The following is a 12,727-nucleotide window of genomic DNA, read 5'->3' as shown; positions in this document are numbered from 1 at the left end:
GAAAAACACCCCTAAAACTTAAAATTTTAAATTTTCTAGGGGGTTTTAGCGGTTTGGCTCTGCGATTTTTTCTGTTTTTGGGGGGTTTCTTAATTTAACTTTGTTAAGAAAACCAAAATTGTTTGTAATAAAATCGCTCAATCCTATCTTACCAAAGAAAAATTCAATGACAATTTGCTTGAAATCTATAAAAGCATGGCTAATGTCTGTAGCTTTGTTTGTATCAAGCTTTAAACTTCTTCCGTGCGCTAGAGAGTTACGGCAGCCAACAATCTGTTTGATTAGATCTTGACATTTATCATTAAAATAATTTTTCGTTTGATCGCATTTTGTCCTAGATAATGAAAATTTAAAAAATTCAGAGAGTTTTTTACGGAGTTTTGTTTGTTGTGTTTTCTTTAAAAAACTTTCAATCATACTAATCAATACAAACATGTCTGAATACAAGTGAATAATTGGATCTTTTTTATTGATAATGTCTAAAATACTTTCAAGTTGGAAACCTCTATCATTTTTAATACAAAAATCAATCCATTTTTCAAGTATTACAGAAAAATTATCTATCCGTTGGAAATCTATAGCAATCCCATAAGGATCTATCTCCATGGACTTTTTATCTTTTTTGTAAGTGTTTCTTATTGCTGTAATGTTTTTATTAGAAAGCTTAAATTGGGTATAGTCAATTTGGATGTCAAAATTAGAATGAGCATAAATCAAAATAAAAAAGTTTTTAATCGCTTCAGCAATAAGCGCTAATTTTTCAAGGGTTTCAAAAATTATATTGCATTCCAAAGACAAATCAAATTGATAAGTTAATAAACGATTCTGTCTTTTAGGAATCAAATTAGATTTTGCTTTTATCTTGTCTTTTTCATATTTTTGGGACAAAAAATCATTTTGAGTATAAAATGATTGTAAGATAAAATTCTTATCGTTATCCCCATGATAACTTTCATGCTCATTTTCATCTGCTTTAAATAATGCATCAGGTAGCAAATGCTTCTTGGTTGTAAAAAAGCTTTCTAAATAATTTGTCCTGCAAACAAAACATTCGCCCTTAATTTTGTTTGGATCAATATGATCATCAAACAGCCATTCATAATAAAGTGTGATTGGTACAGGATACCCTAAAACATGACCTAAAATAATGCGATTATAAGGCTTGTGAAGAGTGTATCTTCTTTTGTTATCCACAATATAGAGCGTTTGGTATTGCAAAGAGTGGATCTCTTTAATTTCTCCTGAAACCATAAAAGAAAAAGAAATTTTGTTTTCTTGATACGAAAACACTCCTGGAATGTATGGCTCATTTTGTGGATTGGTTTGCGGATTTTTTAAAAAAGCAAGACATTGTCCTTCAAAATATTCCACACTCCCAAGCGATGCGATCACTCAAACCTCTTCATGCTGATCTTTTCAATCAAATCCACGCTTTTTTCAGAAAGTTTGATGACCCTACAAAGGAGTTCAAAAACGTATTGGCCGCCGGCGTAATCGTTCGGGTTGTTTCCAATCAAGCTGTCTTTATCTTTAGTGATTGAATAGCGTTCGATCACCCAGTCAATCGCACTTCTACCATTCACCACATAGTCAAAGGCTTTTTGTGGGATTTTAGTGATGGTGATATGGTGATTGTATTGGATGCGATCCCCTTTTTTATCCTTTTTCATTTGAACCACATCATAATAGCCCTCCATTCCGGCGTTCTCTAATAAGTTGTATGCAACGCTCTCGTGCATTTCCCCACTCTCATAGTTAAGGTGCAATTCGGCTAATTCTTTACCAAGAATAGAGAGTTCTTTAAAATCCTCACTCAAACCGATGCGCGGCGCTTCTTTAGCGAGGGAATTTTTGTATTTTTCCAAATAGCCTTTATGGTGGAAAATCGCATAAATGTAATAAAAAATCTCTTCTTCAGCGATAGAGTTATCTTCATAATGTTTCCGGAACAAATTGAGCGCATAGCCGCTGATCGCATAATGGCGATTCCCCAAACCATCGTAATAATACAAAGGGTAAGCTTGATTGTGCGAGATCAAATCACAATTAGAAATAAAATCGCTTACAAGAGCGCTAAAATTCCTTATTGTGGTATTAATCACCACATTCTGAGCGCTTTTATCCGGGAAAATTTTTGGCAATTGGGATTGTTCTTCGTTTAAATTTTTATCAAAATAAAGCCATTGTTTGTTAAAAGGGCGGTACAAGGCTAACCTTGCACGCTCCATGCCGCTTTCTGGCAGGTTTTTATTTTTAATAAATCCTTTTTTCAAACTACGAGTCCAAGCGATTTTCGTTTTATCGGTGGTGATTTCTTTATCATTAAGGTGTTTATGGAGTTTGTCTGCTTTGACGCCTTTAGCGCGTTGTTTGAAGGCTTCCCTAAAAACCTCATTGAAGCGCTTCAAATCAGCGTTATAAGCGTCAATGCAGTTTTGCACCGAATGCATTAAAGCGTTTGGAGAAAAGTTATACACCCAAGGATCACGCCCGCTCACCACGCCGCTAGAATTTAAATCAAAAATAGTATCAAATATTTTTGATTTTTTGTCTCTTTTTAAGGGGATGAGTTTTTCAAAGCCGTCATTCCTTTGGTTGATCCAATCGCCTTTAGCATTTGGGGTGATTTCCTTAAAAGGCACAGATTCTAAATTTTCAAAACCCGCGAGCAAGTTGAGTTTTTCTTCTCTTTTCAAATAATCCTCCACTTCATAGTAATGGATTGTATTGTTGTTTACGCTCTTGTCTTTCACAAAAAAGACGATCGCTATCGTCGCCCTGGATCCGCTATCAAAAATTCCATCGCCTTCTTTTTTTCTCTTCTCCCCTGAAGTCCTAGCATTCCCCCTTAAATTCAGCGCATAAAGATGTGCAAATTCTTGCGCCACGCATTTCCTAAACCCATCCGCGCTTTTAGAGTCAATAAAACTCCCGTTCACCACAAAGCCTACCACCCCCTTATCTTTAATAACATCGCTCGCCATGCGTATTGACTGGATGAGCGTGTCTTGTGTGGTTTTCCCCACTTTGGCGGTGGAATTTTTGCCGTATTTTTCAGTAACCCTTTTTTCAAGCTTGGGGTGTGAAAGGTTTTGGTTGTTGTCGTTTTCGCTTTTTGCGCCGGCTGAATAAGGCGGGTTGCCGATGATGACTCTAATGTTTTGTTTTTCTATAGTGGATTTGATTTCTTTGTTTTCTTTCAAATCTTCAAAGCCAGGGATTACCCCCTTAGCGCTTTTTTCTTCTAAATAATCCAGGCTGTCCGTGAGCGCGATGTTTTTGAAATTTGTTAACGAGCTGTCCCTATTTTGCGCGGCTTGGGTGATATTGATTAAAGCGATGTAATAAGATAAAAGCACGATGTCAAAAGCGAACAAACCTTTTTGAAACTTCTCTTTTAAGGCTTCGTCGCTAATGAGCGCGTTTTCTTTAGAAAGCAAACGGGCGATAAAACTCCCGGTGCCCGTGAATGGGTCAAAAATCGTGATGTTTTGATCGTTAAAATCCGTGTTGAAATGCTTTTTCAAAATGCCGTTAGTGGCTCTTAAAATGAAATCCACCACCTCTATAGGCGTATAAACGATCCCTAGTTTTTCGCTTTGCTTTCTAAAGGCTTCTTTAAAGAAAGTGTTGTAGAGGTTTTTAATGAGTTCTTGTTGGCTTTTTTGGCTTTTGGCGCGCATGGCTTCTGTTTTCACGCTTTCATAGAGGTTTTTAAGATCTTTAGTTTCTCCTTCTAATCCCAAGCTAGAGAGTTTTAAAACCATTTTATCCAAGGCTTTTGCGATAGGGTTTTTAATATTGTCCCCAAAAAGTGCATCAAAAATGGGCTTAGTGATGACGTGAGAAGTGATCATGTCCAAGGCTTCCTCTTCTTTGATGTTTTGATGGATATTGCCTCTTAACGAAGTTAAAAAGTTGTCAAAAATTTCAGGGTTTTTTTCAAAAATAATTTTCAAGCGGTTGTTCAAGGTCCTTGCGATGTTGCCCGTTTTTTTGGTGAAATTTTCCCAATAATTCCTATCCCCTAATTTAGTGGGCATGACGTTATACACAGCGTCCGCTAGATCTTGCAAAAAGATAGCGTCAAAAAGGGTTTTTTCATCGTTTTGCTTTTTGCCATCATCACTCCCGAAGATTTTGATTTTTTCTTTAAAAGTGGCTTCATCAACCAGGCTTGAATCATGGCTTCTTAAGGCTTTTATCACTTTCCAAATGTTTTTGAAATTGGTGTTATTGACGGCTTCATCTAAGTTTTTAATCTCGCTCTCTTCTAAAGCGATAGGCAAAATGATATAGCCTCTTTTCTTGTGTTTGGCTTTGCGCATCACCCTACCCACCGCTTGGATAATATCCACCATCGCGCTTTTGCCATCAAAAAAGACGATGCTATCTAGTGCTGGGACATCCACCCCTTCGCTCAAACACCTAGCATTACTTAAAACCTTGCAAGTGTTAGGCTCGAATTGGTTCAAGTTTTCTAATTTTTCAAGCCTCTCCTTACAATTCATGGTGCCATCAATGTGATCGATGCTGATTTTTAGGTTTTTAAAACTCTTTTTCTTCAACTCTTCATCATAGCATTCCATGATCGTTTCAAAGGAGTCTTTAATGTTCTTGCTCGTTTGTATGCTTTTACAAAAGTTTATGGCTCTTTGAGAAATAAAGGTGTCTGCTTTGTTTTTCAAGTCGTTGTTTTCTTTGTTTTCATCGTCTAAAGCGATCAAATCCTGTTTGGCTAACCCTTTATGCGTGCCAACGATCTTGCACACAAATTCGTTATTGATGAGCTTTTTATCCAACTTAGTGCCTTTGGCTTTGAGCTGGCTGATTTTCTTATTCACGCTGTTAGTAACGCCGCTTAAATTTTCTTTTCGCACCGCTAAAATGATGACTTTATAATCGGTTAGGAGATCCAAAGCGATCGCTCTTTCAAAATTGAGCGTATAGATTTCTTCGCCAAAAGTATCCGCATCATCCATTGAATAGATAACGTTATCGCTCTCTTTGGCTTTAGCTTTGGAACTTTCGCTATACACTTTAGGCGTGGCGGTCATATACAGGCGTTTTTTAGCCTTGATATTTTCATCGCTGTGGCAAAGCGTGAAAGCGTTTTTATCGTCCCTTTCATTACTAGAATACATAGCCCCTACCGTTCTGTGGGCTTCATCGCAAATAATGAGATCGATTCCATTCAAACCCGCTTCTTGCGCTTCTTTAATACGCAACGCGCTTTGATAAGTTGAAAAGATAATGAAGCGCTTGTTTTCTTTTTGCGCTTTTTCATAAGTGCTTAAAATGTCTTCAAGGCGAGTGGAGGGCTTTAAAGGGAGCTCAGAAAATTTAATATCGTCATTGTCTTCATTCTTACTTTGCCCGACTTTATCATCGCTGCACACGATAGAAGCGTAAAAAGGCTCGCTTTTTTCTTGCGCGTATTCTCTAAAAGTTTGAGAAAGCAAAGCGATGCTTGGCGCTAAAAAAAGCGTGATTTTGGGATCTAAAGCTTCCATGATTTTTAAAGAAGTGTAGGTTTTGCCTGTCCCGCATGCCATAATGAGCTTGCCTCTAGTGTTTTTAGGGTCAGAAAAATACTCTTTGGTGGCTTTTATCGCTTCTATTTGGTGAGGGCGTGGCTTTTTCTTATCGCATAAGGGGAGTTCGCCTTGAGTTTGCATAGGATCAAACTTTTCCCAATCAATCTGAGAATAGATAAAATCCTCTTCAGCGATTTCAACAATATCAATCCCTTTGCTTCTTCTGATTTGTTCAATTTCGTTAAGAGCGGCTGAGGTTAAATTAGAAGTGGAGATGATGATCCCTTTTTTAAAACTAACCTCTTTTACCCCGCTTTGTAATTTGGATAAAAAAGTTGAAAGGTCGTTCAATGAGACGCTGTCTTGGTGGAATTTGCATTGCACGGCGATGTATTCTTTTGAAGTCGTTGTAATCACCATATCAATCCCACGATCGCTCTCATTCCCCCTTAATTCCCAATCGCTCCAAAGCTGAATAGACTCGTATTCGTTAGCGCTGTCATGCTCTTGTAAAAATTGCTTAGAAATTTTTTCAAACAAGCTCCCTTTATGGCGAAGGTTAGGTATGGCGTGCAGTTTTTGTTTGATGAGTTTGTAGGTGCTGATTTCTGACATTTTTCATTCCTTATAATAGTGTTATAAAGTTTTACATTATATAAAAAGATGTTAGAAAGTGGGGTTAAAAAGGCTTTTTATTCAGCGCTTTTTAAAGCTTTAGCGATGAGTTCTAAAGGGTGCGAAAATTGCGGGGTGTTAGGGTCGTCTAAAGACTTTAAGGCGTTATTTAATTGCATGTGGCATGCCCCGCATTCAGCGCTTAAAATTTCAGCTTTAGTGTCCATGATTTCTTTAGCCCTAAGAAGCCCTACTTTTAAAGAAAATCCCGCCTTTTCTGTTTGCATCGTAATCCCCCCAAAACCGCAACAATTATCCGGCATTTCTTTAATTTCATAATGCGAATTGAGCAAGTTGCGCACTTCTTTATGAGCGTTTAGGGTTTTTTTGGCATGGCAAGGGTTATGATAGGTGATAGTCTCTTTTTTTCCCTTAGGGATTTTTTCTAAAAGATGTTTTAAAGGGGTGTGTTTCTCTAAAAACACGCTCGCCAGATAGATTTTAGGCGTGATTTTTTCCAAGCGCTTCACATACAAATCCTTATCTTTTTCGCCTAAAAAAACCTTGTAATAATCGTTGATGAGCATGCTAGCGCATGTGGCTTCAGGCACAATGATTGCATCCACTTCATCTAAATAGCTTTCAAACCATTCTATGTTTTTTTTCACTAAAAAAAGCGTGGTGTCTTTATCGCCGGTAAAATACGCAGGCGCTGAGCAGCATTCTTGCTTAGGGATGATCGCTTGAATGTTGAGTTTTTCTAAAATATACAACAAGCTTTCCCCCACTTGCTGGTAATGGTAATTGCTCAAGCACCCTATAAAAATCGCCACTTTTTGAATGGGGTTTTCTAAAGGCTTAACCTCTGCATGCTTTTGTAAAAAACTTTTTTGATTTAAGGGAGGCAGAGCGCTTTTTTTAAAGCGTTTGAACAAGCCTTTAAACACCGCCCTAGGCTCTAAACTATCCCCCACTTGCTTGAAGATACAAGGGGCTAAAAAATGCGCAGTTGAAAACACCCTATCCATTTTTTTGCGGTTTTTTAAAAGGGAAAAATAGGACTTTTTATACCAAGCGATGCCATGCTTTTGAGCGATTTTTTCTCTGGCTTTTTCTATTAAAGTGTCTATGGGCAAATGAAAAGGGCAAATTTCCACACAAGCGGTGCATAAAAAGCAAGTTTCTAAAAGGTGTTTTAAATTTGCGTCTAATTGGAGCTTGTTTTGAGCGTTTAGGCGCATCAAATCTAAAAAGCCCCTAGGCGAAGTCGCCTCGTCTTTATGGATGCGGTATATGGTGCAGCCTGGCACGCATTTAGCGCATTTAACGCAAGCGTCCCCTACTTCTTCAAAAATATTTTCATTAATATTCTCATTCATAGCGTTTTACTGAAATGTTTTTCGCCCCCACGCAAATACGCGTCAAACTCCATGGCCATGTTTCTTACGAGCATGCCCCCTGTTCTCGTCATCTCAAAGCCTTTAGAATTGAATGAAAGCAGGCCCGCTTCTTCATAAGGCTTTAATTTTTCTAATTCTTTTTTAAAATGCGCTTTAAAATCAACAGAAAATTTTTCTTCAATCTTAGAGTAATCCAATTTTAAATTGCTCATCATCTGCATGATGACTTCCTTTCTTAACACATCTTCTTGGCTGAGCACTACACCCCTTTCTACCGGTAAATGCCCCAAATCAAGGGCTTTTTCATAGTGGTGCAAATCCTTATAATTTTGCGTGTAATAATCGCTCCCTTCGCCAATGCTTGTAACGCCAATGCCAATGGTTTGAGTGAATTTTTTCGTGGTATAGCCTTGAAAATTACGGCGCAATTCCGCTTTTTGAAGGGCTAGATACAATTCATTATCGCTTTTAGCGAAATGATCCATGCCTATCATTTGATAATTGGCTTTTTCTAAAAAGCTAATCAGAGCTTCTAAAATCTCTAGTTTGTCTCTAGGGCTTGGCAATAAGGTTTCATCAATTTTACGCATCGTTTTTTTCACCCAAGGCACATGTGCGTAATTAAACACCGCTAACCGGTCCGGATCCAGTTTCAAAACCCATTCCAAAGTTTTTAAAAAACCCTCTTTAGTCTGGTTGGGTAAGCCATAAATTAAATCAAAATTAATGGATTTGATGCCGTAATCTCTAGCGAGCTTCACGGATTCTTGAACCATTTCAAAAGGCTGGATTCTATGAATGGCTTTTTGAACTTCCAAATCAAAATCCTGAACTCCAAAACTCAAGCGGTTAAACCCCCTATCAAACAAGGTTTGCATGTGTTCTTTAGTGAAATGCCTAGGGTCAATCTCACAACTCATTTCAATATCTTTGCTGAAATTGGGGAAAACTTCTTGAATGCTTTGGGTGATCTCATCTAATTGAATGGGTGAAAAAAAGGTCGGCGTGCCGCCTCCATAGTGGAATTGCGCCACTTCTCTGTTGGTATCCATGGCGTTTTTTAAAAGGGCGAGTTCTTTTTTAAGGTAGCTGATATAGCGGACTTTTTTCTCTTCTAAACTGGTGTAAATGACTGAACAAGCGCAAAAATAACACGCGCTCCTGCAAAAGGGCAAATGGGTATAAAGCGATAAAGGCATGGGGTTTTTGAGGTTGTCATGGTTAAAAAACGCCGTTTTCAAGCTCTCTTCATTAAAATTTTCGTTAAACTCCACCGCTGTTGGGTAGCTGGTGTATCGTGGGCCGGGCTTGGAGTATTGTGAAAATTTTTCAAAATCAATGGTTTGCATTAAAAATTTTCCTCATCGCTGTTGTCAAAATTTTCAAAATTATTTTCATTAAAAGGGGGTTGTTTGAACATGTTGTCAAAATTAAAGAATAAATTAGGGTGTTCTTTTTTGATTTGTTTGACAAAATTTAAGGTGTTGATATTGGGCAAATTCCCGTCTTTTTGGCGTAAATTTTCTAACAATTGCAAAGAAACTTCGCGCACGTCTTCAAAATCAATCGGCGCTTGGGTGATAATATCCCTTTCTAATTCCGCCCTGAGCCTGGCTTCAAAAGCCTTTCTGGCGTTTTCTGCTAAAAGAGAGATCACATTGTCCGGCACTAAAACGTAATTTTTATCTTCTTCATCAGAAATAAAATAAGCTTCATTTTTTTTAAACGCCCCTTTTTCTAACTCTAAAAGCATTTCATTAGCACTGATTTTTTTGAGAAAGGCTCTGTTTTTTTGGGTGGTTAAGCTATGGATAAGTTTTTGTGATTTGGTTTTAGAAACTCGTTTTTTAGGTAATTTTTCCATTTATATCCTTTTTAAGCTGATTGTATCCAATTTCGTTTAATTCTCATTATAAATCGTTTTTAAATACTCTATTTTTGAAGTCAAATTGAGTAATACCATATCGGCTAACACCAACGCTAACAAACTCTCGCACACCACACTCCCTCTAATCGCAATGCAAGGATCATGCCTACCCTTTAACAAGCATTCGCATTCGTTATTATTGATGTCTATGGTTTGTTGAGGTTGGAAAATGCTTGGCGTGGGTTTGAAATGCACTCTAACAATAATTTCTTCCCCATTGCTCATGCCCCCTAAAACCCCCCCACTATGATTGCTCAAAAACCCTTTTTGATTCATTAAATCGTTATACTCTGAGCCTTTTAGTAAAGAGCTTTCTACCCCTTTGCCTATTTCAACCGCTTTCACCCCATTAAGCCCCATCATCGCTTCAGCGATTTTAGCGTCTAATTTAGCGTATAGCCCTTGACCCAAGCCAATGGGGAGCTTTTGATTAGTTTTTGCGCTCCTCGCTCTAATCAAAGCCACACCCCCAATGCTATCGTGGTTTTTGATAGCGTTTTGAATGGCTGTTTTTTGCGCTTCTTCTTGTTCTTCATCTAAGGCAAAAATCTCGCTTTTTAAGGCGTGATTAAAATCGTAATTTTTGGCTTCAATGCCCCCAATTTTAATAATCCCGCTTTCACAAACAATACCAATTTCTCTCAAAAGCATTTTAGCAAACGCCCCAGCAGCCACTCTTATAGCGCTCTCTCTAGCCGAACTCCTCCCCCCACCCCTAAAATCCCTAATGCCGTATTTATGGAAATAAGTGAAATCCGCATGGCTAGGCCTAAAAAGGTTTTTAATGTTATTATAATCCTTACTCCTAGCCCTTTGGTTGTGGATTAAAAACCCTATGGGCGTCCCTGTGCTAAAACCTTCAAAAACCCCGCTTGTTATTTCCACTTTATCGTCCTCTTTTCGTGGCGTAATGAAAACATTCCTCCCCCCTTGGCGGCGCTTCATTTCATTTTCTAATAAGTCATAGTCTATTTTAATCCCGCTAGGCATGCCGTCTAATACCCCCCCTATCACATCCCCATGCGATTCCCCAAAAGTCGTGAGTCTTAAAAAACGCCCCAAAGTGTTCATTTGGCTTCCTTCAGTTTTTGAAGCGCATAATAAGCGCATTGCTGTTCGGCTTCTTTTTTGCTTTTGCCTTTAGCGGTCGCATACATTTTATCTTGAATGTATAGAGCCATTTCAAATTCTTTATGGTGATCGGGGCCTTTTTCTTGGAGTAATTGGTACGAAGGGATCACGCAAAATTGCGCTTGGGTCAATTCCTGTAAAGCGGTTTTATAGTCCATAAACAAATGCTCCAAATCCAAACGCTTGTAAGCGCGATTGAGTAAATTCTGTATGATTTTACGCACCTTAGCTAACCCTGCTTCTAAATACACCCCGGCCATTAAAGCCTCAAAAGCGCTTGATAAAATAGAGGGTTTTTCTCTCCCCTTAGAAATTTCTTCAGAAGAAGAAACGCGCAAATAATCTTGTAAAGCGATCGCTTTCGCTAATTTAGTGAAACCATGCGCACTCACAATAGAAGCCCTTAATTTAGAGAGTTTGCCCTCATCGTATTGGTAGAATTTATGGTATAGCAACTCCCCTATCACCAAGCCCAACACCGCATCGCCCAAAAATTCCAAGCGCTCATTGTTCAAAGCGAGCTTGCATGATTTATGCGTTAAGGCTTGTTCCAATAAACGCTTGTCTTTAAAAGAATACCCTAAAGCTTTTTCTAGCGTTGTATAAGGGTTATTAGGCGTTACATAAGGGCTATTTTGAGAGCGTTTGTTTTTCATCATTTCTCCCTTTAAGTGGTCGTTTTGACCCGTTTTTGCGCCTCTAATTTAGCGAGGCTGTCGCATCGTTCATTCTCGGCATGCCCATTATGCCCCTTGATCCAAACAGCCACAATCAAATGCCCTTTAGAGACTTTTACAAATTCTTTCCATAAATCCACATTTTTAACTTTAGAAAAATTCTTTTTTTGCCAGTTAGCTAGCCACACATTGATCGCTTGGCACACGTATTGCGAATCGCTATAAAGCGTGATATGGCATGGGCGTTTCAAAACTTTTAACGCTTCATTGAGCGCTCTTAATTCCATGCGGTTATTCGTGGTGAAATGTTCGCCCCCACTGATGATTTTTTCTTTATCTTTATAGCGTAAAATCGCCGCATAACCGCCTGGCCCGGGATTACCCAAAGAAGAGCCATCGCAAAAAATTTCAATTTCTTGCATCTTAATCCACTCCCATAGCATGCGTTTTTTTAGAAATTTTAAGCACCATATCCATAAACGCTAACTGGTAACACACAGGACACCTATGGCTTTCAAAAGGAAAGATTTGTTTGCAATGCTTGCAGCGGTATTCAAAAGTCAGACGCGCTTTCATAGGGCTATGCAATAGAGCGCGTAAAACCTCTAATTCAAAAACTTGGCAAGGTTTGTTGTCCAAAAGCAGCCCTTGAGATCGCGCAATGTCTTGCAAAAGGGCGTGTTTTTCTAAAATGAAAGCAGGGATATTCATATCCCATAAAAGATCGATCACATTTTCTAGCCGTTCAGTTGCATCAATTTCTTGCCAAAAAAGCTTTTCATCATAAGATTTTAAGTGATTTAAAGCAATTTTTTTCAAATCTAACGACGCTTTTGAAACATGCAAGATTTTAGCCGCATCTTCCTTATTCTCTATTAAATGCATGAGATAAAGGTAATTTTTAATCGTTTCAATTTCAGGCACCTCTAATTCTTCCAAACATTCCAAAGTTTCTAAAGCCTTTGAATAATCTTTTTCTAATTCATACGCATGCAAAAGTTTTAACAACGCTCCCACATTCCTTGGGGAAAAGCGCAAAATTTCTTTCACGGTGTCTTTTGTTTTTTGCAAATACCCCACACTAAAATAATTTTCAGCTAATAAATCTAAAACAGCGATTTTTTCTTCATCTTTTAAGGGGCGATTCAAAAGCCCTTTTAAGATTTCAATACTCATTTCTATGTCAGCGATTTTAGAATACGCCCTAGCTAAAAACATCAAACTAGAAATTTTAGCATGCTTTAAAAGTTCGTCTAAATTCTCACTGCCCGCATAAGCGTTTTGATTTTGGGCGAATTTTTGTAAAAATTTTTTGTTTTTCTTTTGGGTGAAATACGCTCTAGCCTGTTCTAATAAAATCACAAGAGCGATAATAAAAGTGAATAAAGCGATAGAAAATAAAGAATCTTTATAGAGGAAATTGAAGTGTTGCACAATCTA

General features: G+C 38.1%; 8 protein-coding genes and 1 pseudogene. All 9 read right to left on the bottom strand.

Translation table 11 applies throughout. The features are described from left to right. Positions 1-45: 45 nt before the first annotated feature. The 9 genes and pseudogenes from HG567_RS02945 to HG567_RS02905 all read right to left on the bottom strand — a co-directional run bounded on the left by HG567_RS02945 (position 46) and on the right by HG567_RS02905 (position 12,721). Positions 46-1,392 carry a hypothetical protein gene (locus tag HG567_RS02945; protein ID WP_202140098.1) on the bottom strand — a complete coding sequence of 449 codons (1,347 nt, stop codon included), beginning with the start codon at positions 1,390-1,392 and terminating at the stop codon, positions 46-48. Then, the gene (locus tag HG567_RS02940) at positions 1,389-6,152 is read right to left on the bottom strand and encodes a DEAD/DEAH box helicase (protein ID WP_202163965.1); all 4,764 of its coding nucleotides are present in this window, start codon (positions 6,150-6,152) and stop codon (positions 1,389-1,391) included. The genes HG567_RS02945 and HG567_RS02940 overlap by 4 nt, the downstream gene beginning before the upstream one ends. Before the next feature lie 77 nt (positions 6,153-6,229). Beyond that, positions 6,230-7,531, bottom strand: a complete 1,302-nt coding sequence (locus HG567_RS02935; RefSeq protein WP_202163964.1) for a (Fe-S)-binding protein — start codon at positions 7,529-7,531, stop codon at positions 6,230-6,232. After that, positions 7,528-8,901 carry an oxygen-independent coproporphyrinogen III oxidase gene (gene hemN / locus HG567_RS02930; RefSeq protein ID WP_202163963.1) on the bottom strand — a complete coding sequence of 458 codons (1,374 nt, stop codon included), beginning with the start codon at positions 8,899-8,901 and terminating at the stop codon, positions 7,528-7,530. The genes HG567_RS02935 and hemN overlap by 4 nt, the downstream gene beginning before the upstream one ends. Beyond that, a complete protein-coding gene (locus HG567_RS02925; RefSeq protein ID WP_000413462.1) occupies positions 8,901-9,416 on the bottom strand; it encodes a DUF2603 domain-containing protein in 516 nt (171 codons plus the stop codon). Before HG567_RS02925 ends, hemN begins: the two co-directional genes overlap by 1 nt. Before the next feature lie 36 nt (positions 9,417-9,452). Further along, entirely contained in the window at positions 9,453-10,550 is a 1,098-nt protein-coding gene (gene aroC, locus HG567_RS02920) for a chorismate synthase (protein ID WP_202140095.1), read from the bottom strand. Beyond that, on the bottom strand, positions 10,547-11,266 hold the full coding sequence (rnc, locus tag HG567_RS02915) for a ribonuclease III (RefSeq protein ID WP_162970883.1): 720 nt from the start codon (positions 11,264-11,266) through the stop codon (positions 10,547-10,549). Before rnc ends, aroC begins: the two co-directional genes overlap by 4 nt. Beyond that, positions 11,241-11,709, bottom strand: a pseudogene (gene rnhA, locus HG567_RS02910) (ribonuclease HI). Before rnhA ends, rnc begins: the two are co-directional and overlap by 26 nt. A gap of 1 nt (position 11,710) precedes the next feature. Continuing rightward, positions 11,711-12,721, bottom strand: coding sequence for a tetratricopeptide repeat protein (locus tag HG567_RS02905; RefSeq protein WP_202140094.1), 1,011 nt, complete (start codon positions 12,719-12,721; stop codon positions 11,711-11,713). Positions 12,722-12,727: the final 6 nt, after the last annotated feature.

The sequence above is a fragment of the Helicobacter pylori genome, from assembly GCF_016755635.1.
Lineage (GTDB): Bacteria > Campylobacterota > Campylobacteria > Campylobacterales > Helicobacteraceae > Helicobacter > Helicobacter pylori_CQ.
Note: the sequence above shows the minus strand (reverse complement) of the source record. Positions and strands in the feature narration are given on the sequence as shown.

Coding starts and splice junctions, on each gene's coding strand:
- HG567_RS02925 (WP_000413462.1), bottom strand. CDS start 9,416: ATGGAAAAATTACCTAAAAAACGAGTTTCTAAAACCAAATCACAAAAA.
- HG567_RS02935 (WP_202163964.1), bottom strand. CDS start 7,531: ATGAATGAGAATATTAATGAAAATATTTTTGAAGAAGTAGGGGACGCT.
- aroC (WP_202140095.1), bottom strand. CDS start 10,550: ATGAACACTTTGGGGCGTTTTTTAAGACTCACGACTTTTGGGGAATCG.
- rnc (WP_162970883.1), bottom strand. CDS start 11,266: ATGAAAAACAAACGCTCTCAAAATAGCCCTTATGTAACGCCTAATAAC.
- HG567_RS02940 (WP_202163965.1), bottom strand. CDS start 6,152: ATGTCAGAAATCAGCACCTACAAACTCATCAAACAAAAACTGCACGCC.
- hemN (WP_202163963.1), bottom strand. CDS start 8,901: ATGCAAACCATTGATTTTGAAAAATTTTCACAATACTCCAAGCCCGGC.